The organism is Pelagibius sp. Alg239-R121 (assembly GCF_947331435.1).
Lineage (GTDB): Bacteria > Pseudomonadota > Alphaproteobacteria > Kiloniellales > Kiloniellaceae > Denitrobaculum.
In genome coordinates, this window is sequence record NZ_CAMZOF010000007.1 from 480356 (window position 1) to 501573 (window position 21218).

Genomic DNA, 21218 nt, shown 5'->3' on the forward strand with positions numbered 1-21218 from the left:
GTGAAGATGTTTAGAGTAGCGCTCTGCCTTTTGCTGATGACCCTGGTGTCCGGCTGTTCGGACAAATGGGGCTGGTACGTCGTTAACCCAACGACGACTTCAGGGGCAGTAAATCTCAATTTTCTTATCAGCGGCCTTTACTACACGATCCTGCTGTCGGTCACTGCAATTGTAATTTCAGTCGTTGTCGGTTTGCTCGTTGCCCTGCCGGGGTTATCTTCGAAGCGGCCGCTACGCATGTTCAGCCGCACTTATGTCGAAGTCGTCCGGGCGGTCCCCATACTCGTGCTGATCCTCTGGGTCTACTACGGTCTGCCACAGTTGTCGGGACTGACCATCACAGTGTTCTGGGCCGGTGTGATTGCCCTGGCATTGTCGGATAGCGCCTTCGAGGCCGAGATCTTTCGGGCGGGCATTCAGTCTATTGCGAAGGGACAGTACGAAGCGGCGCATTCGATTTCTCTGTCCTACGCCGACACCATGCGCTTTGTGATCTTGCCGCAGGCGATCCGGCGTATTCTGCCGGCACTGGGCAATCAGCTGGTCTATATGCTCAAGATGTCTTCGCTGGTGTCCGTGATCGGCATGCAGGAACTGACCCGTAAGGCGAACGAGCTTGTGGTCAGCGAATACCGTCCGCTCGAAATCTACACCATATTGGTTCTCGAATATCTGGTGCTGATTCTGATCGTATCGGCAGGGGTGCGCTGGCTGGAACGGCGTATGCAGTCTGATGAACGCAACTAGGATGAGACCCAATTCCAATTCATTGAATGAGACCCTTTAGACCCCGAGGAGCACTTTATGTCCGCCTGGATAAACATGATTTCCGATCAGGAGGCCGACGACGAACTGCTCGAGGTGCTCAAGCTCGCGCGGACCCCGCACGGCACCGTCGACAACGTCATGCGTGTGCATTCGCTCAGGCCCAATACCATGCGCGGGCATGTCATTCTCTATCGCGCGGCTTTGCATGACGATGCCAACACCCTACCCATGTGGTTGCAAGAGACCATCAGCTCCTACGTCTCAATCCTCAACAATTGCGAATACTCGCTCGCCAATCACTGGTCCAATGCCCGGCACCTGATCGGCGATGCGCAGCGCGCTGATGCCATTGAGGCTGCTCTACACGCCCGTCGGCCGGAAGAGGTGTTCGACGGACGAGAACTGGTGCTTTTGCAATATGCCGCAAAGCTGACGCTGGATCCCGGAAATATGCTTGAGAGCGATGTAGCCGCTCTACGCGCCCAGGGCGTAGATGACGGAGAGATCCTCGAAGCTAACCAGATTGTCGGCTATTTCAATTACGTGAACCGATTGTTGAACGGGCTTGGCGTCACCACAGCGGGCGATATCGTCGGCTATTACGCGGAAACTTGACATGTTGCGTAAAAGGCAAGTAGTTTATTTATAAGCAACGACCAATTTCCAGGAGACCACTTATGAACTACGCCCGGGCCAAGCGATATGCTGATGACCTCATTCCCGTCATCGACATTTCGCCGCTGCGCGACGGCAGTGACCCGGTCGCGGTGGGGGAGGCGCTCCATGCCGCCAGCACGGGCCTTGGGTTCATCTATATCAAAGGGCATGGCATTGCGGACGAGGCGATCGAAGCCGCCCGCGAAACGGCCCTCGCGTTTTTTCGCAGTGACCCCTCGTTAAAGGACAGCGTTAAAATATCTGCCCGGCACCGTGGCTGGCTGGCGCAGGGCGGCGCGAAGATGCAGGACGACGCCAAGAGCGATCTCAAGGAGAGCTTCATCTGGGGTTACCAGGATACCGAGGGCTGCGTACCTGAGGATCATGCGTTGCGTGGTCCGAACCTCTGGCCCGATTTCCTGCCCGGCATGCAGGCGAGCGCAATGGCCTATTTTGATGGAGCACACGACGTCGCGCATCATCTGATGAGGGGCTTTGCTTTGGGGCTGGGCCTGGAGCAGGATTTCTTTTTGCGCAGTTGCGCGCAGCCGCTGAGCCGCGCGTCTTTCGTCTACTACCCGCCCCAATCTGAGGACATGGGCAGCGAACAGTTCGGCGTCGGGCCTCACACCGATTTCGGAGTGCTCACAGTTCTCTGTCAGGATTCGGTCGGCGGGCTGCAGGTGCAGGACGTCAATGGGGACTGGATCGAGGCGCCACCGATTGAAGGAACCTTGATCGTCAATGTCGGTGATCTGCTGGCCCGCTGGACCGACCATGCCTACAACTCGACCCCGCATCGCGTCGTCAACAGTTCCGGCAAGGAGCGCCTTTCGCTGGTGCTCGCATTCGACCCCGATCCGGAGACCATGATCGATGCCCGGGAAATCTATGGCCGCGAACATCAGGCGAAAGAGGAACCCACAACCTGTGGCGACTATCTTGTCTGGCGGTTCGCAAAGGCCTTTTCCTATCGAAAGGCCTGACTGGGATGAAGGAAGTTTCACCGAGTGATGAGACCGACCTGGCGATCGGAATTGCGCTCCGGGCGTTGCGTGAAGAGCAGGGACTGTCGGCCCGAAACCTTGCTCTGGAATCGGGCGTCTCCGCCTCAATGGTCAGCCGTATTGAAAGCGGTCAGGTTTCACCCTCGATTTCAACACTGAATGCCTTAAGCCGAACGCTCAACGTCCCCCTTGTAAGCCTGTTCCGCGAAACGGCGTCGGACCACACCGATTTCACGCATGTGAAAAAGGGCGAAGGATTGCGCTCGACACGGATCGTCGGCGAACACTCACACGAGTACGTCAATCTGTCCTTTCATATTCGCCGTGATCTGCAGTTTGAAGCCCGGCTGGTCACGCTGCACCGCCAGGATGCGCGTCCGCCGGTCTACGTCGGATACGGTGTTGTGTTCGTGTACGTTATGGAAGGTGAAGCCGTTTATGGCTATGGCGACCGTGAAATGACGTTGAAGTCGGGCGACAGCCTAAGTCTCGATTCTGAATTAAGCCACGGGTTCAGGAAGGTGCTGACAGAGAAATTCACCTTTCTGACGGTTCAGGCAGAGCGGCGACGATGACCAGTCGAAGCGATCTTTCCGAAGGAGCACGCAATCTGTTGCAGCATTGCGGTGACTTTACTGCGGGGAGCGAGATCCTGATCGTGCATGAAGATCCCGCGTTTGGCTGGTACGACAACGCCGCGCCGCTGGCGGTTGCGGCCGAAGCCGAAGCTCTCGGTTTGAAGCCGAGGCTGGTGAAAGTGGGGGCGCCGTCCGATCGCCTCGCGCCTGAGACCACGGCGCTGATCGAACAATACGATAACTGCATCTTCTTTTCCCGCATTGGCGACCAGGATCGCTTCGCCGAAGTGCCAGCTGGCAAGACGAAAGTCATGAGCTATATCCGAAGCGCGGAGATGCTGGCTTCGGAATTCGGCCGCACAAACCACGAAGCCATGCTGGTTTTGAAGAAAGCCATTGACGCAATCTTGAGGAACGCGGACCGGATCGAAATCACCTGCCCGCTCGGTAGCTACCTTACGGGCGTGATCTCGGATGCTGCGCGTAGCTCGGACACTGATGTTTCCGTTCGCCGCTTTCCTATGGGCGTGCCACAGCCTATCGAGGCTCTGGAATTTGGCGGCAGAGTCGCATTGTCGCGATACCTGACGCCGACCGGGTCACGGGTCTACGACCCGCCGTTTTTAAAGATTGGCGCGACGGCGTTTGCCCATGTTGCTCAAGGCCGTATCGAATTTTTCTCTGGTGACACCGAGACCATTCGGCTGGTCGAAAGACATTACGAACGCGTCTCGAACCAGTTTGGGATCGACCCGCAGGTCGTACATTCCTGGCACGCGGGTATCCACCCCGGATCTTCGTATGACCAGGCGGCCGGTGACGATCCGGACCGCTGGTCGAATACGGTATTCACCAATCCGCGGATTTTGCACTTTCACACCTGCGGCGCCTACGCACCGGGTGAAATCTGCTGGATGCTGATGGATCATACAGTGCGCATCGATGGTGTTGCGCTGTGGGAAGACGGGGCCATACATCCAGAAAGGTTCGCTCAAACAAGCAGTTGCCTGGATCAATGGCCTGAATTGCGCCCGATCTTCGAGAATCCGTCGCCGCTCATCGGGATCTAAAGCTTCGCAGCTTTAGTCGGGCAGACCGGCACGCTGGCGCAATATGGGATCCCTTATCGTGAGTTCCTTGCCGGCAAGGTCGGACGCGGCCGATGAGCAGAGATAGGCAATGACCTGAGCGGGGACTTCCGGTGCAGCGTGATCTTCCCGAGCCATCTGACTGACAGGATTAATCCCTGACGCTTTGATCTTGACCTGCATATCCGTATCCACCGTGCCCGGTGCGAAACCGAAAACCCGCAGTCCGCGGCCGGCGTATTCCAGGGCCGTTGCCTGGGTTAGCATCGCTACGCCGGCTTTGCTCGAGCAATAGGCGCTCCAGCCTTCCAGCGGCGTGTGGGCGGCGCCGGAACTGATGTTGATCACCACGCCGCATGCTTCCAGGAGACCCGGCAGTACCGCGCGGATGCAGTGGTAAACGCCAAGCAGATTAATGCTGACATTTGCTGCCCATTCGTCAGGGTGGCTGTCCAGGATGCCGCCGATCGGCTCGATCACGCCGGCGTTGTTGATCAGGATTCCGGGTGGCCCAAAGCGTTCCCGGGTTTGAACTGCAAGGTCCGTGACGGCGGAAAAATCCGAAACGTCACAGGCGACTGCGATGGCCTGACCTCCTGAAGCTTCAATGTCCTTGGCAATGGCTTGGCAGAGTTCTACGCGCCGCGCCGCGAGCACAACCTTCACGCCCAGGGCGCCGAGGGTCTTCGCAGCCGCTTCTCCGATTCCACGGCTAGCCCCGGTGACAATGGCAACCTGTCCCGACAGTTCTTGCATAGATGATCTTTCCCTTACCTTCGACTTGGTGTTCTGTGTGGCCGTGGACGATTGTCGTCCAAGCTCACAGGCGGGGCAAGGCGGCTGGCTAAGGAATGCGGGAGGAGGCGTTTACAGGGCTTCGGTTGAGATCCTGTTGCCGCCCTCGGTCACCAGGATGGTCGACGGAGGTACCGGTTGCCATTCACCGAGCGCTGTATCCAGAGGCTCCGAGACGATGAGCGTATGGCCGGAGGTCTCTTGCCAGTAAAGACTCGGTGGATGGTTGTCGGTCGAGAAGCGGATTGCGTAGGTTGTCTGTCCGTCGGTGAGGGCCGCCGTACAGCGAAAGGCCTTGCCCTTTCCTCCATGCTCGGAAGTTCTGGCCACTTCCTTAAGTGTCGCGCGCAGGGCTTTCAGCGGATCGTCTTCCAGGCCGAAGTGGAACAACAGATAAAAGATCAGTTCGCTGTCGGTCGAGCCCTGGCGGCAGGCGTAGAGGTCGTCTGGAATGAGGGCCTCGAGCCGGCGGCGATGCCGGTCGTAATCGCCGATCTGTCCGTTGTGCATGAACAGCCATTTGCCGTGCGTAAAGGGATGGCAATTGGGGCGCGAGGTTGCGGTGCCTGTTGAGGCGCGGATATGGGCAAAAAAATGATGTGTGCGGATGTTTGCCGCGAGACTGCGCAGATTGCAGTCGCTCCAGGCGGGTAGAACCTCTCGGTAAACGCCTGGGATTTCACGTTCGCCGTACCAACCGATACCGAAGCCGTCGCCGTTGACGGCAACTTTGGCTTTACAGGAATGCAGGCTCTGCGCTGCCAGAGAATTGTCGGGTTCGAAAATCAGGTCCTCGGGAAAAATCGGAGAACCGCTGTAGGCCAGCCATCTGCACATGTCGGATGTCCTTGCGCGCCAAGGCGTTGTAGCCGCTGCATTACAGCGGGAAGTTATGGTGTTTTGGTTAATTCGAACCGCATTGAGAGGCAGAACCCGTTCACAAGCGTCTGTGTCCGTAATTCCGGCCTGTCGCTCATAGTGGGCGAAACGCGCAGGCCGGTGGAAGCCGGCTTATCGCTATTCGGCCGCTGCGGGATGGACTGCGGATGGTCCCGCCTGAGGGCTGCTTTGGGGAGATACGCGAATGCGGTTCGTCACCATGCGGTCGTGAAGGCGGGTTATGATTGCGCTGCCTGTCCTCTCGAACAGAAAGGGAAAGACGGCGTGAACCATCGCGGCGAAAGCACCGCAAAGCATGGCAAAGCCGAAAGAGGCACTCATGGCCATGTGCTCGCCGTAAGTCTCGTTGACGGAATTGGGATGGTCGGTAAAAAGCGTTTTCATAGCGACGGGAAACCTGCGTTATCAGTTCGATATCAAAACGATAATGCGTTCTTCTTGAAAAATGGTTCTTTTTGTGCGCTATTATGACTATTAAGTAGTCACAATGTGCTAAAAAAAATAAAATAAAAGGAATTATGTTCCTTGAATTCCATGGATCGAAAAATTCTGGAGTGCCTCCAGGAGGATGCCGGCCTGGCCGTGGCCGAGATAGCGGAGCGGGTGGGATTATCCAAGACCCCCTGTTGGCGGAGGATCCGTCAACTGGAGGAAAGCGGTATGATCCGGCGGCGGGTTGCCTTGCTGGATCGCGATAAACTGAACCTGGGTGTGACTGTCTTTGTCGGGGTCAAAACCAGCAAACATGATGTCAAGTGGTTGGAAACATTTGCGAAAGCGGTTGTGAATTTCCCCGAAGTTGTTGAGTTCTATCGCATGAGCGGCGAAGTTGACTACATGCTGCGCGTCGTGGTTCCCGATATTGCCGCCTACGACGCGTTCTATCAGCGCTTGATCCAACGAATCGATCTCACCGACGTCAGCTCGAGTTTTGCCATGGAAGAGATCAAATACACGACAGCGTTACCGCTCGGCTACGCTGGTTAGGCGCGCTTGCGGTCAGGCAGTTCTGTCCGGTAGTAATACGGCATCATTCAACGATCTCTTCCAGATGGATGGGTGAAGCTTCGGTTTCGGCTCGTTTGCTGGAATATTCAATCTCAACGAAAGATATAGGCGCGTCCGAAGCTGAAGGCATGGGATTTCGTCGCGCCGTGGGAGTTATTCATGAGTAAGAAAGTCGCTTTTCTCGGCCTCGGTGTGATGGGTTTTCCTATGGCGGGGCACCTTGCCAACGACGGTTATGATGTCACCGTTTACAACCGCACCGCCGCCAAGTCGCAGGCCTGGGCAGAAAAGTACAAGGGAAAGACCGCCGCGACGCCGCGCGAAGCCGCGCTGGAAGCGGAGATCGTGATGGCTTGTGTTGGGAATGACGACGATCTGCGTTCGGTTGTACTCGGCGATGACGGTGCGTTCAGCGGCATGGGTGGGGGCACCGTGTTCGTCGACCACACCACTGCGTCGGCCGACGTTGCTCGCGAACTGGCTGCTGCCGGCGAAGGGCTCGGTATTGGTTTCATCGATGCGCCGGTCTCGGGCGGGCAGGCGGGTGCCGAAAACGGTATTTTGACGGTCATGTGCGGTGGTGATGCGGCGACCTTCGATTCAGTAAAAGGGGCGATTGATTCTTACGCGCGGGCGGTAGCGCTGCTTGGGCCGGTAGGGGCCGGTCAATTGACCAAGATGGTCAATCAGATCTGTATCGCCGGAGTGGTACAAGGTTTGTCCGAGGGCCTGCACTTCGCGCAGAAGGCCGGCTTGGACGCCAAGCAGGTGGCCGAAGTTATTTCAAAGGGGGCCGCGCAGTCGTGGCAGATGGAAAACCGCTTCGACACCATGGTCGACGACAAGTTTGAATTCGGTTTCGCGGTGGACTGGATGCGCAAGGATTTGGGTATCGCACTGGTGGAAGCAGACCGTTTGGGCACCAGCCTGCCGGTCACGGCGCTGGTCGACCAATTTTACGGCGATGTCCAGGTGCTTGGCGGCGGCCGTTGGGATACCTCCAGCCTGATCCGCCGCCTGCGGCAGTTGGGATTGAAGTATAAGGGTTAATGAGACCGGGTTTCTGGGAGGTAGAGAGATTATGGGCGAAGTGGTTGAACTGATGGCTTCCGACGGCCACAAGCTGTCGGGCTACCGTGCCGAAGCCGCCGGCACGCCAAAGGGCGGGCTGGTGGTCGTTCAGGAAATCTTCGGCGTCAACGGACATTTCCGGAACCTCTGTGATGCCTTTGCGGCAGAAGGTTATGTGGCGTTGGCACCTGCACTGTTTGACCGGATCGAGACGGGCCTTGAACTCGGCTATGACGAGGAGGGAACGGCGCGAGGACGTCAACTGAAGCTCGAAATTCCCTGGGACGATGCGGTCAAAGATATCGATGCCGCCATGTCCAACCTGTCGGGAAGCGGCAAGATTGGCGTTGTCGGCTACTGCTATGGCGGATCCGTGGCGTGGCTCGGAGCAACACGGCTGCGTCCGGCCGCAAGTGTCTGTTACTACGGCGGACAGATCGCCGATTTCAGGGATGAGATGCCGAACTGCCCCGTACAGATGCACTTCGGCCGCACGGACCCGATGATCCTGCCGGAGCACGTCGAGTCCATTCAGCAGGCGCAGGCAGATGCGCCGGTGGAGGTTCATCTCTATGATGCCGGCCACGGTTTTAGCTGCGATGAACGCGGTGGTTTTGACGCCGACAGCACTGCGCTTGCCCAGAGTCGCACTTTGTCGTTTCTGGGTCGACATCTCGCTTAGAAAGAGTCACGTTTACAACCGCATATAGCAGAAGCAGGCACCTTTGGGCTGTGCCTGCGGAATCGTTTTTCTGCTTGTTGCCGCGGACGCAGGCGTGACAACAGAGTTTTGAGGCAAGGTCATGGACCTGAACACGGATCACGTACTTGCGGACCTTCGCCGGGATGGTATCTCGGTGCACGAAGGTTATATTGCGGGCGGTCTGCTGGACGAGCTCAGCGAAGAATTCGAGCGTTATCTTGCCCAGGAGGAAGAGGGTGTGATGCACGTTGAGCATACGCCCGGCAAGGCATTTCGCATCGTTCTTGATGATCCTTCGCTTCGGGAATTAAATCTGAAGAAGTCCTGCATTGCCTCCGCATTCTTTAACGACCCTATGAAAGAGCTGGCGTCCGCTTACCTGCCTGGCGCGCCCTTTTGCAATGGCCTTCTCGGGACCAACGAGTTTCGCGCGATGCCGGTGACCGAAGTGCATTTCGATACTCTGCAATGCCTGAAGTTCATGATTTATCTGGACGACACCACGGCTGCCAATGGTGCATTCAGCTTTATCCCCGGCTCGCATAGGAAAACCCACGCCTATCGCAAGTGGTTTGCCCGGCTTGGCGGCGTGCCGAGCCTCATTCCTAACGCGCTGCCGGACGAACATCGCGCCCGCGTCACCTCCATCGAAGCGAAGGCAGGAACGCTGATTGTGTTCGACACCGATGGTCTGCATGCCGGTGGGGTTCTAAAGCCGGGAACGACCCGTCGTGTCGTGCGCGCCCATTGCATGGCGCGGAGTTTTGACCCCTGGAAGTTGACGGAACTCATGCCCTATCGGATCAAGCACAGCGGGCTGAACCCAGCAACGATCTATAGCAAAGTCTTTGCGCCCAGCTACCGTGCGACCCAGGGCACTGGACGCGCGCAGGGCACGACGTGACGCCATTGATCGCGTGTTGTTTCAACCGGCGCCAATAGCATCGAAACGCGGTCTTTCCGCAGCCTGGATGGCGGCCTTCGCCTGTATCGCCGATTTGCCCATTCTGCTTTCGGATGGGCCTACGATTGCCCTTCTGCTCCCGCCTGTTTTTGCGGGCGGTTCATTCGGGTGGGTCTTGCAGGCCGATGCTGTCGGCCGAAAATCAAATAGCCTGATCGCGGCGGCATGCGGCGCTTTCTGTGCGCTCTTGTCACTGCCGATCGTGATGCTTGGCTCAATACTCATTGCAATTTCTAATCCAATCCCCCACGGGATATTCGACCTGATAGCCATGTTGGTCATGATTTGCTTAGCTGCAATAGCTTTAATGTGGTGGTGGATCTTCCCGATCGGGGCCGTCGCCGGGCTGACCTTGCACCTGATCTGGAAACAGGTTGAGAAAAGGCAGGAGGAGCTCAGCGAACAACAACTGAACTCTTGTTTATGAGCCCATCTTCTATGAGTCCATCGCTCGGCGTGAGATCGATCTACCGCAGTGAGGGCAGGAATTCGAAGTGTTCGGCGTGCCACTCCTTTTGGTCGCCGAGCGGCGAATATCTTCTGCTGCATCGCTGCTGACACCTAGTTCCTGACGTCGGACTTCCAACGCCCGTTCTTCGTCCTCATCGATGATTCCGTCTTCAAGTGCGATCTGGAACTCGCGCTCGAGCGCCTCTCGGCGGCGCCGAAGTTGATCGGCGAAACCCGATGCCAGGATGCCGGCAGGCAGAGCGACCATGCCGATGCCGACGATCGTGATGCAGGCACCGAAGAGTTTCCCGAACGGCGTGATTGGCGTGACATCTCCATAGCCGACGGTGGTTAGCGTTGCCATCGCCCACCACATCGCATGGGGTATCGAACCAAAGGCTTCCGGCTGTGCGTCCTGCTCAAAGAGGTAGATTCCACTGGAGGCTAAAATAAGGACGATAATAAGAACGAAAAATGCGGCGTAGAAAGAGCTGGCTTCTTCGCGAAAAACGTTAAGCAGCATTGTCATAGCTGCCGAGTAGCGGGTCAGTTTGAAGACTCTGAGCAACCGCAGCACACGCAGGAACCTCAGGTCGACGGCAATAATGAAGGAAAGGTAGAACGGCAGGATGGCCAGAAGATCGATGATCGCCACCGGGCTCATCAGATAGCGAAACCTGCTTTTTAACGCAGGTACTCTACGCTGCCCGACACGCTCAACTGCGGTCCATACGCGCAACCCATATTCGATTGTGAAGATCCCGACCGAGATCAGTTCGAGCTTGTCGAACACGTCGTCGTAAGCCTGTTGTATCGGTGGTACGGTCTCCAGGATGACTGCAATGATATTTATCAGGATTAAAACAATCAGTGCGTAGTCGCACCAACGACTGGCCTTATCGCCAGACTCCGCTACCTCTAAAATTTCGTAGATACGCCGCCGCAATCCAGTATTTTCTCGCTCGGCCATATTGCTCTCCATCGGGCGTCGGGAGTGCGTTTGCTCTCTCGGTAAACAATCGAGGACAGGTACCGTACTCTAGTCGAAAAAATGATTGTGATGTGCCCGCGATCTGTGACCTCTTTTGCCCTCAGTTTATTATCTTAAGACCATACGCCAGGGGCGGTGTAACAGGCTAAGAAACTCTGTCGGGGATCGCTCGCAGCCGGACAAGGTCTATTCAGCAACTTTGGCGCCGACAAACCAAATTGGATGCAACGGATTTCCAGGTCTGCAATGTCGCCGTGGGACTAAGCATGGACGTTCCCGGAATGGGCTTGTCACGCTGGCGGTCTCAGGATCGGGGCTGGGGATCTGGAGTTTCCGCTTTGAAGTTTCTATAGGTGCGCCAGGGCAATAGGTTCACAAAATATGGGAGCAATCCGGGCGGTGGTTGTCTTGAATTAAAGGCAGGTTCAACACTTGGCACAGCCGATCAAAAGAGATTGGCAATGTCACGCAAAAGGGACTAACTGAGATGTCGGCACTTTCGCAAAGGCAAAAGGATCAATTCTGGCGGGACGGAGTTCTCGTTGTCGAAGAAGCCGTCACATCCGCCGAGCTCGCGGCTTTGCGTGAAGCCTTTTTGGAATGGGTCGACGAAAGCAAAGCACACGGGCAAGACTATGGGGAAACCCTGGATGGCCGCGCCCGGTTTGACTTGGAACCAGGGCATACCGCAACTGTACCGGCTCTGCGCCGGGTTCAGTCGCCCGAAGAAATCTCACAGGTTTACCGCAATGTCATGCGCAATTCCGGGATGGTGGACTTCGTATCCGACTTAATTGGGCCGTCGTTGAGATTCCATCACGGGAAGGTCAACTCCAAACTTCCGGGTGCGGCCACGAAAGTCAAATTTCACCAGGACTTTACCTTTCAGCCCATGACCAACGACGACATGATCACCGCTCTGCTTTTTGTCGACGACGTGACGCTGGAAAATGGCCCGCTTGAAGTTGTCCCGGCTACCCACAAGGGCCCACTCTATTCTCTTTGGCACAAGGGTGTCTTTACGGGCGCTGTCGCCGACGAAGTTTTCGAAGAACACCGCGCCAATATTATTAAATGCACCGGTAAAGCAGGGTCGGTCTGCCTGATGCATTCGTGCCTTTTGCACGGTTCGGCACCCAACCTGTCAGACAGATCGAGGACGCTCTACATCGCGACCTATTATGCCGAGGATGCAAAGGAACTCAGCCCGAATGCCTTGCCGAGTGCTCTCACCCATGAACTGGTGCGCGGCGAAGACTCAGGCCGGATCCGCTGTTCGTCCTATGAAATGGAAATCCCGGAAGTGCCGAAGGACACTTCGTTCTTTGCCCAGCAGGCTGCCGGGTAAACGACGAACTGCAAACGGCGATCAGACGCTAATTGCTTCGCGAGGTTTCTGCCCGGTCTTCGAAGACCGGCACAAAGACTCTGGATACTGTTTCCGAGCCTAAGCTCGACAGATGATCGTCATCCCGATAGAGCGGTTGCCCATCGATCGCGATTTTACAATGGCTCCGGTCACAGAGAACGTCAGCCGGACGGAGAATTTCGATCGGAAATTTTTGCGCGATGGCGTTGAAAGTCTCTGTCGCAAATGCCTGCCGTTCGACATAGGCATCGAACTGGGGCCGTATGTCGATTGGTCGGTCGTAGTAGACCCCGCGTGACATCACTTCCGGAACCAGCCACTTGACCTCGGGGACCTGGGCCAGAATGAAAACGCGCTTCCCCAATCCATGCAACTGCTCAATGGTCCGCTCCAGACTGCGCCTGAATACGGGTTTATTATCAGCCGTGCCGTCATCTTCGCTGTCGTCATCCCCGAGGTAGGATCTGCCGGTGACGTAACCGTATCCTGTGCCCTCGCTGTAAAGTGCCCATCGGGCAACCAGCACGACGCTTTCGATTGTTTCGATTGTTTCGACCTGCTCCATGACTGCATCGTTGAAGTCGCGGCACCAGTGACTTTCAGATTTGTCGAGGCGACTGACACCGGTGAGCGGCGGACACCCGATGTAATAGGCAAAGAGGCCTGACTGCATTTCCCGGCTGGCCTGCTGGTCGACCCCGTAAACGGCCGCGAGTGCATGAGAATCGCCCCAAACCACGAACGACGGCGGGGCCGCTTGCGAAGCTCCGACCTTGCAGAGAGCGCCGGCCCTCACTTCTTCCGGCGTGATGTAGCTGCAGTCTTTGTAAAAGGGACTGACTTCACTGCCGACCTTTGCGATCTCCAGCAGATCTTTGGGGACTCGGCCCGGCAAGCCGCCGCTGACGTGAATAGCAAGTCCGAACGCGATGGAGGCTGCCATGACGCTTCCGGCGCCCGCGAACAGAGGGAGGCGGGCAATGGCGGTGCTGCGGCCTCGGAATGGTCGTTCGACGTAGCGCCATGAGAGGATCGCCAGGAGCAGGCTTGCCGCGATCACACCCCAGGCTTCCGGCACGGTTAACTGCCGCAATGCGAATAGCCTGGCGAAAACCAGCAACGGCCAATGCCACAGGTAGAGCGAGTAGGAGACGAGGCCCAGAAAGACAAGGGCCTGCAGGCTCATGACACGATTGACCAAAGGAAGCGGACTGCCCGGGGCCGATGTTGTGTTTCCCGCATAGATGATGAAGGCCGTTCCGAGGCAGGGGAACAGTGCATTTGCACCGGGAAATGGCGTTACTTCCGAAAAACCGAAAACCGCATAGGTAATCAACAGGAGACCCGCGAGGGCTATAAGGTTTCGCGCTGCGGTGTTGCTGGTGACCGGCAGGGCACCACAGGCCAGAATGGCGCCGATCAAAAGTTCCCAGGCACGTGTCGGCAGCAGATAGAAGGTTGCTTCCGGCGCGTAGGCGACACCGTAGAGGCTGGCAGCAAAGGACAGGACGGCAGTGCCGGCGAAGTAGGGCAGATAGCGGCGCTTCGCGAACTTCGCCACTAGAAGGATCAAGAGCGGGAAGAAAATGTAGAACTGTTCTTCGACGGCCAGAGACCAGGTATGCAGGAGGGGTTTCTGTTCCGCCGGCGCGTCGAAATATCCGCTTTCGAGCCAGAACAGGAAGTTCGACGAAAAGCCGGTCGTTGCGACGACGCTCTGCCCGAAATCCTTCAGATCGTTCGGAAACAGAAGAAAGGGACTGGCCAGCGCGCAGAACGCGATGACCGTAAAGAGGGCCGGAAAGATCCTCCTGATGCGGCGCTCATAGAACTCTACGATCGAGAAGCGTCCGTCTTCGCGCTCGAAGATCAGTATGGAAGTGATCAAGTAGCCGGAGATGACGAAAAAGACATCGACGCCAATGAAGCCGCCCGAAAAGGCCTCAAACCCAGCGTGATACAGGACCACCGGAAGCACCGCGAGGGCGCGCAGGCCGTCTATGTCAGATCTGTATTTCTGCACTCGAATGACCTGGCTGAATTTGGGCGAACTTCCTGCTGTCGCGCGGCATAGCCGTGCGATTTGCACTGAAGACTACAGACATTAGCCGTAATGCACTGTGAAATTTCCATGACTGGGAAAACGGGCGCTTTACTGGGTTTGTGGCGTGACGCTCTGAAGCGGCAGTGTCGTCGTGTTCTTCAATTCGTCGAGAAAGATACTGGAACGGACAGTGGCGATGAACGGCAGGATTAATAAGCGGTGCATGAGAAAGTCGGAGAAAGCCTTTAGATCGGGCGCGACGACGCGCAGCACATAGTCGGCGTCGCCCGACACCGCATGGCACTCCAGAACTTCGGGATACTCGTGAATTGCCGCGCTGAAGGCCTGGACCGGGTTGTCGCCATGTTTCTCGAGGGAGACGTTGACGTGCGCCATAACCCCAAAGCCGAGCGCTTCCGGCTCCAGAAGAGCCGTATATCCGCGGATAATCCCGCCGTCTTCCATGCGTTTCAATCTACGATAGCATTGAGAGGCGGAGAGATTTACTTTTTCGGATAATTCGACGTTTGAGAGGCGTGCGTTGGACTGGAGACTCGAAAGTATTTTAACGTCCATAGCATCAACGTGCATGAAATCCCCCTTCTTTGACTGATTTGCGCAAGGATCATGCATTTCTTAGCATTTGCCACCCGCAATTCGCAAGGACCTTGCACCCCTTTTTGGGCATAATTCCTGGGTCGGCGAAGGCTTCGGCACGTACCGGCTGCGTGGCGTCAGCTTGACCGCTTGACGACTGAGTTGATGGCCAAACAGAAAAATCGGCTGCTGCGCCGAAAAGATGCCGAACGCGGCAGGCGGCTGATGCCGGCCGATGCCGAAACAAACAGAAACACCTGGCGATGACCCGCCAATTCGAGGAGAGAGCGATGAGCGACGTTTGGGAAAACCCGATGGGCACCGATGGCTTCGAATTCATTGAATATGCGTCACCCGATCCCGTTGCGCTCGGGGCACTGTTTGAGACCTTGGGTTTCACTGCAATTGCCCGCCATCGTTCCAAGGATGTCACGCTCTACCGGCAAGGCGACGTCAACTTCATCATCAACGCCGAGCGCGAAGGTTTCCCGCGGGCGTTCAGCCAGCTGCACGGCCCTTCGGTTTGTGCTATCGCCTTTCGCGTGAAGGACGCAGCCGCAGCCTGCAACCGGGCGACCGAACTGGGTGGCTGGGTCGTCGAAAGCAAGGCTGGCCCCATGGAGTTGAACATCCCCTCCGTAAAGGGCATCGGCGATTCCCTGATCTATCTGGTTGACCGTTACGGCGACAATGGCTCGATCTATGATGTCGACTTCGTGCCCATCAAGGGCGTCGATCAGCACCCCAAGGGCGCCGGTCTGACCTATATCGACCATCTGACCCACAACGTGCACCGCGGCCGCATGGATGAATGGGGGTCCTTTTACGAACGCCTCTTCAACTTCCGTGAAATCCGCTACTTCGATATCGAGGGTAAGCTGACCGGGCTGAAATCCCGCGCCATGACCTCGCCCTGCGGCAAGATCCGGATCCCGATTAACGAGAGCTCCGACGACAAGTCGCAGATTGCAGAATATCTGGAGCAGTATAACGGCGAAGGCATCCAGCATATCGCCCTGGGCACGGACGACATCTATGCGTCGGTCGAACACCTGACCGAGTGCGGCATCGACTTTCAGCGCGATGTGCCCGAGACCTACTACGACAACATCGACGAGCGGCTGCCCGGCCACGGCGAGGATGTCGAGCGCCTGATGGCCAACCGCATTCTGATCGACGGCGCACCGACCGAGGACGGCGGGCGCTTGCTGCAGATCTTTACCAAGACCGTCATCGGGCCGGTGTTCTTCGAGCTGATCCAGCGCAAAGGCGATGAAGGCTTTGGCGAAGGAAACTTCAAGGCTCTGTTTGATTCGATCGAACAGGACCAGATCCGCCGCGGTGTTCTCGACGTCGCCTGACGGCCGTGCCGTTAACGGACAGGTAATACCAAGGAGCGTTGATAATGCCCCACATCGCTGCGCCGCACGCTCCTGTCCGAAAGCCGTGCAAAGACGTCTCTATGGGTCATTATCAATGCTCCTTGGTATAAGCCGGAAGCGGGACAATAGATCCCGCGCGGTGTCACAAGCGGATACCGGGGGTGTGGGGAACGGGGACGCCAGAAAGCGATCCGGAGGATACCATGCTCCCAGCACCGAGTAGTTCAGAAGCAGTAATTGCGGCCGCGGCCAACGTTCGGGCCGACTATACGGTCGACCAGGGCTGGGAAGGCTACAGCGCCGAAGATCATGCGATCTGGCGCGAGCTTTTTGACCGGCAGGCAAAGCTGCTGCCGGGGCGTGTCGTGCCGGAGTTTCTGGAAGGGCTGGAGTTTCTCTCGGTCGCAGCGGACGGCATTCCGGATTTCAACCGTCTGAACGAGCTCCTCGGCAAGGCCACGGGTTGGCGGATCGTCGCCGTGCCCGGGCTGGTACCGGACGAGGTTTTCTTCGAGCATCTCGCCAACCGCCGCTTCCCGGCGACCAACTGGATCCGCAGCCGCGCACAGCTCGACTACCTGGAAGAACCGGATCTGTTTCACGATGTTTTCGGGCATGTGCCGTTGCTCGCCAACCCGGTTTTTGCCGACTACATGCAGGCCTATGGCAAGGGTGGTCTTCGGGCCTCGGGGAAGGGCGCGCTGCAATATCTGGCGCGGCTCTATTGGTACAGCGTCGAGTTCGGTCTGATCCAGACGCCGGAGGGATTGCGGATCTACGGTGCGGGTATCGTCTCTTCGAAAAGCGAAAGCATTTTCGCCCTGGAGTCATCTTCGCCCAACCGCATCCTTTTTGATCTGGAACGGGTCATGTCGACGCGCTACCGCATCGATGACTTTCAGGAAAGCTATTTCGTAATCAAGAGCTTCAAGCACTTGTTTGACTCTACCGCCCAGGACTTCGCCCCGATCTATCAACGCCTCGACGCGCGTGCCGACTACGATCCGGGTGTGCTGCTCGAAAGCGATGACGTGCTAAGTCGTGGGGACGGAAGCTATCACCGATAGAGTCTGATCGGAATTCAGCGTCCCCCCGCCGACGTCGAATAGCAAGAGCAGGTTCACTAGAGCAGCTGCCATTTAATCTGCGAGATATCCGGTGGCATTGAAGTCGTTTGGGTATTCAGATTTTCTGAAAAGAGATGGCAGACATTTCCGACGGTTGCCATAAGGGTTTCGAGAGACCCTGCTCTGATACGTCTCAGATGTGCATTGAGCTTGGCGACGGCCAATTCGATCATTGCCCGGCAGGCGATTGCGCAGCAAACGCCGAGAGAGGATAAAGACAAGCCGCTGCGGCTCAAGACGCATCCCCGCTTGACGATGATGGATCCAGTCGCAGCCGCGTTTAGAGGTAAAAAATTCCGCGGAAACGGGAGTTCTCATAAGACTAAAAACCGAGCGGGCCGTAAAGCCAGGTCAACCAGAAGCCGAAGGCCAGAAATGTCCCGAAGGGCACTGCCATGCTCGCCGAGAGCGTCCCGCGCATCCGGCCCCAGATCACCGCGGCAACCAGCGCAGGCAGCGCCGCCCAAAGCAGAACACTGCCCAATCCGGCCCAGCCAACCCAGGCCCCAGCCGCCGCCATCAGCTTGGCATCACCGAGCCCCAGGCCCTCGCGGTTACGCAGGCGCTTATAGAGCCAGCCGATGCCGTAGAGTCCACCGAAGCCGATCACCGCGCCCGGCAGATGATGCAGCAACAAACCAGGGCCTGCCGTGCTCTGATCGCCCCACCATGTGACCAGCAACCCAGCCGGGATCAGCGGGAGCGTAAGCGCGTCCGGCAAGAGGAAATGCCGTGCGTCGATCAAGGCCAGAGTGAGCAACGTCCATCCCAGCGCCGCGCCTATCCAGGGCAGTGCGCCGCCGGACGGCAGTACCAGGACAGCCCAAAACGCTATTCCCAGAGCCGAGAGCTCGACCCCGGGTGCCAATATCCCGATCCGGGCTCCACAGTAGCGGCAACCTCCTTTGAGAAACAGCCAGCTCACGAGAGGAACCATATCCCACGCCGCAAGCTGCATCCCGCAGCTGTCACATTGCGAGCGACCGAAAACCACACTTCGGCCAGCAGGCAAGCGCACGACCAGCAAAGCGAGAAAGCTGCCTACGAAGGGCGCAAAAATGAGGAGGAAGATATTCTGGTGTGGCACGCAGAGAGGTTACTTGCCGGACCGAACCTCGGGCCAGCCTTTTGTGATAAGGATCTGATTAATCTTATCTTATCTTGTCATGGCGTGTTGCTGTTTCCTGTAGATGCAGTTGCTCAGGATGAGCCGGACTATAAGACCCTCTATGAGGAGCTTTCACGTGACTACGTGCAGCACGAAACCATGGTGAAGCAGCTCAAACAGCAGACTGCGGGCTTGCGCCAGATCATCACCGATAACGGCCTGAGCTTCGGGCCTGATATCACGGCGAAAGACCAGTACGGGAATGACTACCAGTACAATCCGCTGGCACAAGATCCAGAACCGATGCGAAGACCGGAATAAGGACTAAGCCAGCAAGTACAAGCCGCCCTCCGGGGCGGTTTTTTGTTGGAGGACCCCTGACCAACGTGGTGGATGCCTAAAGCCGCCCATAGCGCTTGAAGATTGATGACGTACAGTCAGATGCCGACCATGCATCGGGGCTGCCCCTCAATCACACGACTAAAATACCCTTTCTGGATATCTGGCACATAAATTATCTAAAGTCGTCAGATGTTGTCTTATCCATTCTTCTTGCGACGGTTCTAAGAAAAACTCGATCCCGGCTCTTCTCTCCTCAACATCAAACCATGGTGCGACTAGGTTAAATCGCAAAAGAATGATGCACTTTTCGAAATTATTTTTCCGATAGAATGAAATCTCTGGCTCCATGAACCTCAATGAAAACTCACCAAATCGATTTTCGACAAGATTACTACGAATTTCTTTTAACTCCCAAGCTAACAGGCATGCACTCGACACCGTCGCTTGCCCAAACTTTGTTCTGTACCTTGCAGATACCTGAAGCCAGTTCGCATCAAACCGATCTTCCGCAGATTGGAATTCATACCTTTCCACATTGAGATCAACAGTTCCGTTTGAAGAATTAAACCGTAGCACCATAACTTCACTCTGGACGTATGGTAATGATACGCTTCGTCTTTGGATCCATTACAACCGCAATACCACGGTAGACTCTTCCAACAGCTCCACGTTCTGCAGCGTAAGGGGCCCCTTTGTTGAAAACTTGGCTAACATCCGAGAGGGTATTAAATCCATATCCTTGCAACCTTGGGTCCCTTAGTCGTTTTAGTGCGTGGCCAGATAGTGAATAGCCAGTACCGTTAAAAGCTTTGTTCAGTTCGGCGTCGGTAAGGCTTCCTAGGGCTCGGTTCTTGGCTAAACCTTTAAAGCTAACACTTGTCCAACAATCATTGTGCACCCAAGCGCCGTCATCACCAACAAAATAGGTATGGAAGTCGGCGACTTCGAAATTATAGGCCGAGAACGTACCTGCACGTAGCGACATGGACTGCACGACAAGGTCGTCGCCCTCAAGGCTCTCGATCTTGTCATTGGCTGCGAGGGCGCTTGTCTGAACCCAACCTTTACCTTCCACCCAGAAAGGATGCTCGGCGGTTGTTTCAATAACGTCTACTTCACCATCCGGACCGACCAAGGTCAGATCCAGAATTGGCTTGTCCTTGCTCTGGAAGAGATGAAGAACCGGCTTCCAACCACGCTCACCGGTCTTCTCATCCTTTGAAGCAACCAGATCTCCGACTCGAATTGCTTCGATTGGTTTCAGACCACCCTTGGTGTGAACCAATGTCCCGGCTTTAAAGCTGCAAACCTTACTAAGTGCCCGGCGTCCAAGTTTAGCGAGAGTGACACCTTGCCCGGCACCTGGCAACGCAGCACCGAAGCTAAGACCTGCGTTAACAGCGTCTCCTCTGGCTGTGTAAATAATGCCGTTGAGTACATCGGCGGCGTTACCGACGACGGGGATCAGTCCAACAACATCCAGGCCGAGCTGAAAGCCGTCTAGCCAACCGCCGCTATCGGGTTCGCCTTCGTCGCCCAGCTTTTCCTGATCGTTATAAAGTCTCGAGAATGCGCCAGTAATGGCTCCATTGGCGAACTTTCCGCCACCGAGCTCCTCACCGACGCCGCCAGCAACTGCGGCGGCTGCGACTCCAACAGCTGGATGTGTATATTGATCGGCATAAGCCAAACCGGGTGCCGCAAACTGCGTAAAGGCGCCCGCCAGAAATCCGCTTTTGAACTCGCCGCCACGCAGCTTACTGATGGCTCCACCAACAGCGCCATGTGCAACGATTTTAGCGATATGTCGGGGGGAGAGGAATTTTGGCGTTGCATGGCCGAGTAGATCCCCGACGGCACTAAAGGCCGCTGCAGATGCCACGGCTATCCCAGCCGACATCAGCGCCTGACCGAGATCGCCGCCATTGGCGAGCGAAACAAGGCCCGAGAAGGCCGCCGATACGAGCACCGCCCCCCAACCTTGCAAGCCAGGAACAAAGTTGATTCCGATCTGAATGGCCGTTGTGACGTACTGGTTCTGCAAGGCCTTCTTGACGAAGGACTTGACCGCCTTGAAAGCCTTCTTAAAGACGCTCGCGATCTTTTTGAAGATCTTCTTAAAGAAGAACCCTGATGGATCGGTATAGCTGAGCGGGTTGTTCTTGACGTAGGAGTAGCGGTTGAAGGATTGCGTATCGTCCGGCGCCTGCACATTGGGATCGGCCGAGAGGAAACGTCCCAGGGTCGGGTCGTAGACTCGGCCGTTCAT

The 21218-nt window shown here is 56.6% G+C and carries 23 protein-coding genes; 14 read left to right on the forward strand and 9 right to left on the reverse strand.

Features of this window, described 5'->3' with window-relative positions; translation table 11 throughout:
* Positions 1–6 precede the first annotated feature (6 nt).
* The 5 genes from QMZ18_RS24095 (at position 7) to QMZ18_RS24115 (ending at position 4080) form a co-directional block, all read left to right on the forward strand.
* Complete coding sequence (locus QMZ18_RS24095) at positions 7–747, forward strand: amino acid ABC transporter permease (RefSeq protein WP_282608917.1); 741 nt, start codon at positions 7–9, stop codon at positions 745–747.
* Positions 748–804: 57 nt separating this feature from the next.
* The gene (locus QMZ18_RS24100; protein WP_282608918.1) at positions 805–1383 is read left to right on the forward strand and encodes a carboxymuconolactone decarboxylase family protein; all 579 of its coding nucleotides are present in this window, start codon (positions 805–807) and stop codon (positions 1381–1383) included.
* 62 nt (positions 1384–1445) lie between these two features.
* Complete coding sequence (locus tag QMZ18_RS24105; RefSeq protein WP_282608919.1) at positions 1446–2411, forward strand: isopenicillin N synthase family oxygenase; 966 nt, start codon at positions 1446–1448, stop codon at positions 2409–2411.
* Positions 2412–2416: 5 nt separating this feature from the next.
* Entirely contained in the window at positions 2417–3007 is a 591-nt protein-coding gene (locus QMZ18_RS24110; RefSeq protein ID WP_282608920.1) for an XRE family transcriptional regulator, read from the forward strand.
* Entirely contained in the window at positions 3004–4080 is a 1077-nt protein-coding gene (locus QMZ18_RS24115) for a hypothetical protein (RefSeq protein WP_282608921.1), read from the forward strand. Before QMZ18_RS24110 ends, QMZ18_RS24115 begins: the two co-directional genes overlap by 4 nt.
* 12 nt (positions 4081–4092) lie before the next feature.
* On the opposite strand, the gene QMZ18_RS24120 is transcribed toward QMZ18_RS24115, so the two are convergent.
* The 3 genes from QMZ18_RS24120 to QMZ18_RS24130 all read right to left on the reverse strand — a co-directional run bounded on the left by QMZ18_RS24120 (position 4093) and on the right by QMZ18_RS24130 (position 6177).
* Positions 4093–4854, reverse strand: coding sequence for an SDR family NAD(P)-dependent oxidoreductase (locus QMZ18_RS24120; protein WP_282608922.1), 762 nt, complete (start codon positions 4852–4854; stop codon positions 4093–4095).
* Between the two features lie 111 nt (positions 4855–4965).
* Positions 4966–5730: a class II glutamine amidotransferase gene (locus tag QMZ18_RS24125; protein WP_282608923.1), complete on the reverse strand. Its 765-nt coding sequence runs from the start codon at positions 5728–5730 to the stop codon at positions 4966–4968.
* Positions 5731–5910: 180 nt separating this feature from the next.
* Positions 5911–6177, reverse strand: a complete 267-nt coding sequence (locus QMZ18_RS24130) for a DUF6356 family protein (RefSeq protein WP_282608924.1) — start codon at positions 6175–6177, stop codon at positions 5911–5913.
* Positions 6178–6327: 150 nt separating this feature from the next.
* Between QMZ18_RS24130 and QMZ18_RS24135 the strand changes: the two genes are divergently transcribed.
* The 5 genes from QMZ18_RS24135 (at position 6328) to QMZ18_RS24155 (ending at position 9966) form a co-directional block, all read left to right on the forward strand.
* The gene (locus QMZ18_RS24135) at positions 6328–6780 is read left to right on the forward strand and encodes an Lrp/AsnC family transcriptional regulator (protein ID WP_322097271.1); all 453 of its coding nucleotides are present in this window, start codon (positions 6328–6330) and stop codon (positions 6778–6780) included.
* Between the two features lie 180 nt (positions 6781–6960).
* Positions 6961–7851 carry an NAD(P)-dependent oxidoreductase gene (locus QMZ18_RS24140; RefSeq protein ID WP_282608926.1) on the forward strand — a complete coding sequence of 297 codons (891 nt, stop codon included), beginning with the start codon at positions 6961–6963 and terminating at the stop codon, positions 7849–7851.
* Between the two features lie 31 nt (positions 7852–7882).
* Entirely contained in the window at positions 7883–8554 is a 672-nt protein-coding gene (locus QMZ18_RS24145) for a dienelactone hydrolase family protein (RefSeq protein ID WP_282608927.1), read from the forward strand.
* A 121-nt stretch (positions 8555–8675) separates the two neighbouring features.
* Positions 8676–9479: a phytanoyl-CoA dioxygenase family protein gene (locus QMZ18_RS24150; protein ID WP_282608928.1), complete on the forward strand. Its 804-nt coding sequence runs from the start codon at positions 8676–8678 to the stop codon at positions 9477–9479.
* A gap of 67 nt (positions 9480–9546) precedes the next feature.
* On the forward strand, positions 9547–9966 hold the full coding sequence (locus QMZ18_RS24155; protein WP_282608929.1) for a hypothetical protein: 420 nt from the start codon (positions 9547–9549) through the stop codon (positions 9964–9966).
* Positions 9967–9975: 9 nt separating this feature from the next.
* Here QMZ18_RS24155 and QMZ18_RS24160 read toward each other — a convergent pair whose 3' ends face one another.
* Positions 9976–10959, reverse strand: coding sequence for an ion transporter (locus tag QMZ18_RS24160; protein WP_282608930.1), 984 nt, complete (start codon positions 10957–10959; stop codon positions 9976–9978).
* A 508-nt stretch (positions 10960–11467) separates the two neighbouring features.
* Between QMZ18_RS24160 and QMZ18_RS24165 the strand changes: the two genes are divergently transcribed.
* A complete protein-coding gene (locus QMZ18_RS24165) occupies positions 11468–12328 on the forward strand; it encodes a phytanoyl-CoA dioxygenase family protein (RefSeq protein ID WP_282608931.1) in 861 nt (286 codons plus the stop codon).
* 28 nt (positions 12329–12356) lie between these two features.
* On the opposite strand, the gene QMZ18_RS24170 is transcribed toward QMZ18_RS24165, so the two are convergent.
* Together QMZ18_RS24170 and QMZ18_RS24175 are read right to left on the reverse strand one after the other, a co-directional pair.
* On the reverse strand, positions 12357–14372 hold the full coding sequence (locus tag QMZ18_RS24170) for an acyltransferase family protein (protein ID WP_282608932.1): 2016 nt from the start codon (positions 14370–14372) through the stop codon (positions 12357–12359).
* A gap of 129 nt (positions 14373–14501) precedes the next feature.
* Positions 14502–14984 carry an Lrp/AsnC family transcriptional regulator gene (locus QMZ18_RS24175; protein ID WP_282608933.1) on the reverse strand — a complete coding sequence of 161 codons (483 nt, stop codon included), beginning with the start codon at positions 14982–14984 and terminating at the stop codon, positions 14502–14504.
* A 296-nt stretch (positions 14985–15280) separates the two neighbouring features.
* On the opposite strand from QMZ18_RS24175, the gene hppD reads away from it, so the two are divergent.
* A complete protein-coding gene (hppD, locus tag QMZ18_RS24180; RefSeq protein ID WP_282608934.1) occupies positions 15281–16351 on the forward strand; it encodes a 4-hydroxyphenylpyruvate dioxygenase in 1071 nt (356 codons plus the stop codon).
* A gap of 224 nt (positions 16352–16575) precedes the next feature.
* Entirely contained in the window at positions 16576–17439 is an 864-nt protein-coding gene (gene phhA / locus QMZ18_RS24185) for a phenylalanine 4-monooxygenase (RefSeq protein ID WP_282608935.1), read from the forward strand.
* Positions 17440–17821: 382 nt separating this feature from the next.
* On the opposite strand, the gene QMZ18_RS24190 is transcribed toward phhA, so the two are convergent.
* Entirely contained in the window at positions 17822–18586 is a 765-nt protein-coding gene (locus tag QMZ18_RS24190; protein WP_322097269.1) for a prepilin peptidase, read from the reverse strand.
* Here QMZ18_RS24190 and QMZ18_RS24195 point away from each other — a divergent pair.
* Positions 18473–18928, forward strand: coding sequence for a hypothetical protein (locus QMZ18_RS24195; protein WP_282608949.1), 456 nt, complete (start codon positions 18473–18475; stop codon positions 18926–18928). The two genes, QMZ18_RS24190 and QMZ18_RS24195, sit on opposite strands and share 114 nt — an antisense overlap.
* 159 nt (positions 18929–19087) lie before the next feature.
* Here QMZ18_RS24195 and QMZ18_RS24200 read toward each other — a convergent pair whose 3' ends face one another.
* On the reverse strand, positions 19088–19528 hold the full coding sequence (locus QMZ18_RS24200) for a hypothetical protein (RefSeq protein ID WP_282608936.1): 441 nt from the start codon (positions 19526–19528) through the stop codon (positions 19088–19090).
* Between the two features lie 4 nt (positions 19529–19532).
* A partial coding sequence (locus tag QMZ18_RS24205) for a polymorphic toxin-type HINT domain-containing protein (protein WP_282608937.1) occupies positions 19533–21218 on the reverse strand: 1686 nt, incomplete at its 5' end.